This window comes from Brevibacterium rongguiense (assembly GCF_009857845.1).
In the GTDB taxonomy this organism is placed as follows: domain Bacteria; phylum Actinomycetota; class Actinomycetes; order Actinomycetales; family Brevibacteriaceae; genus Brevibacterium; species Brevibacterium rongguiense.
This window is the reverse complement of record NZ_WWEQ01000114.1, coordinates 1-2278: the sequence shown is the minus strand read 5'-3', so window position 1 is coordinate 2278 and position 2278 is coordinate 1. Positions and strand designations below refer to the sequence as shown.

Genomic DNA, 2278 nt, shown 5'->3' with positions numbered 1-2278 from the left:
GCCCCGGCCCGGCGTAGCGCGCGGACTCGACGGCCGCGCCGATGGCGCGCAGCGCCTCGGCATCGCGGCCCTCGACCAGCCCGGCCAGGCGCGCGGCCTCGCCGCGCACCGTCGCCGAGGCGGGTCCGAGTGCCCCGCCGTCGACGAGCGAGGACCGGACCTCGGCCCAGACGGCCTCCGGGTCCTGCGGCGCCCGCAGGCGCCGCGAGCGCTGGAGCGCGCGCACGGCCAGCGGCAGCGCGAGCACCAGGAGCACCGCGAGGACGAGGAGAGCAATCCACCACGGGAAGCCGGCGCCTGCCCCGGCGGCGGGAGCGCCCTCGTCCTCCTCGGCCGGGGCGCTGGAGGGCTCCGCGGTGGTCGGCTCGGCCGACGCAGAACTCGTGTCCTCCGGCGTGGGCGAGGCGGAGGCGGTGGGCTCCTCGGCGGACTCACCGCCCTCCTCCGTCCACGGTGGGGGCGCGCCCGCCGGGCCCCCGGGGGTGGGCTCGAAGCGCACCCAGCCCACGCCGCTGAAGTAGAGCTCCGGCCACGCGTGCGACTGCGACATCGACACGTCGTAGCGGCCCTGCCCGGTCTGCTCGCCCGGGGTGAAGCCCACCCCGATCCGGGCGGGGATGCCCAGGGTGCGGGCCATGGCGGCCATCGCCCCGGAGAACTGCACGCAGTAGCCGCGCTTGTCCGCGAGGAAGTCCGCGATCGCGTCGCCGGAGGCCTGCTTGGGCGCGTTGAGCGAATAGGAGAATGCGTCGGAGCGCAGGTACGCCTGGAGCTTCGCCGCCTTCTCCCACTCGTTCGCGGCGCCCTTCGTCTCGCGCTTGGCGGTCCGGGCGATGATCGCCGGGGAGTCGTTGGGCATCGACAGCTGCGCGGAGAACTGGGAGGCATCGACGGGCGCCGCGGCGGCCAGCTGCGCGGCGGTGGGCTCCACCGAGGTGTAGGAGACCTCGTACTGCTGGTCGCGCGCTGTGATGCCGTTGCCCACGATCGTGAGGGTGTCGGAATCGTAGATCCACTGGTCGCTGACCCCGTGCGCGGTCTGGGGGGCGTACGGGGCCGGCAGGTACTGCTGGTCGAGGCCCCCGATCGAGAAGCTCGCGGTGTAGGTCCGCCGCTCGGCGTCGCCGCTGAGCCCGGGCGCCCCGGGCATGACGCCGTTGGCGCGGGCCGCGGTGTCGAGCTTGAACGTCTCCGGTTTCCACGTGCGGCCGTCGTAGTCGGAGACGGACGTCAGCCGAATCGGCGGGGCCAGCGGGTCCTGGGTGGAATAGGAGATGATCGGCGTCTTGCTGCGCTCGCTGAGGTCCGATTTGAGGTCGAGGAACGGGTTGACGACCGTGAGGTCCTTCGGCGCCGTCAGCGGCCGGGTGTGCGTGGCCTCGATGGGCGGGATGAGCAGCGGGATGCCGACCCCCAGCAGCAGCGCGAGGGCCCCTGCGGCCGCGGCGGTGAGCGGCCCGCGGGAGGGCCCGCGCTCCGCGTAGGGGGTGAGCAGGAGCAGCAGGAACGCCGCGCCGATGCTCGCGAAGTGCCACCAGCGCAGCTCGCGGGGGGCCAGCAGCGCCGGGACCAGGTAGACGACGAGGAGGATGATGCCCGCGGTCTTCGGGGCGCGCAGATCCGCGACGAGGCCGTCGACGAGGGTGGTGACGAGGGCCAGGCCCACGGTCATGAGCGCGAGCAGCCCCGGGGTGGCGGGCGCCGGCGCCGTCGTCGAGTAGATGTCGTCGATGCCCTGGCCCAGCAGGGCGAAGAGCTCGCCGAAGGCGGCCGGGGTGGGCACGACACCGCCCAGCATGGCACCGGGGGCGCAGGCGATGAGCACCGCCCAGGCGCTCACGCAGAACTCGACGAGGGCGGCAAGTCCGGAGGTGCCGATCCCCGGCAGGCTGCGGAAGACGAGTCCGGAGGCGACGATCGCGGCGACGACGGCCGCGAGCGGGGCGAGCCACGCCGTGCCCTGCAGGATCGCCGAGGTCGCGCAGGCCGTGAGCAGCGCCGCTGCGAACACGCACAGCGCCGTGGCGCAGCGCTGGAAGACGGTGGTGGGGGTCATCGCACGCTCCTCCCGGTCTGCAGCCAGCTGGCGGGCACGCCGATCTCGCGACCGAACAGCTCGCTGCCGATGCCCGAGAGCTCGGCGGGGTCCCACACCCGCGCGGCGGCGCTGCGCGGCAGCGCGGCCGCCAGCCGGGCGCGCGCCTGCGGGTCGTCGGCCGCGATGAACACCTCGGCGACGCCCTGCAGGTCCTCGCGGCGCACCTCGGCGGGCCCGGGC

2 protein-coding genes are annotated in these 2278 nt (G+C 74.9%); both read right to left on the bottom strand.

Annotation, left to right across the window (positions count from 1 at the left end):
• Positions 1-2056: transglutaminase family protein (locus tag GSY69_RS13670; protein WP_160954380.1), on the bottom strand; the 2056-nt coding region annotated here is incomplete at its 3' end.
• Positions 2053-2278 (bottom strand): hypothetical protein (locus GSY69_RS13665; protein WP_160954379.1); only part of this gene is annotated, 226 nt, incomplete at its 5' end. The genes GSY69_RS13670 and GSY69_RS13665, both read right to left, overlap by 4 nt.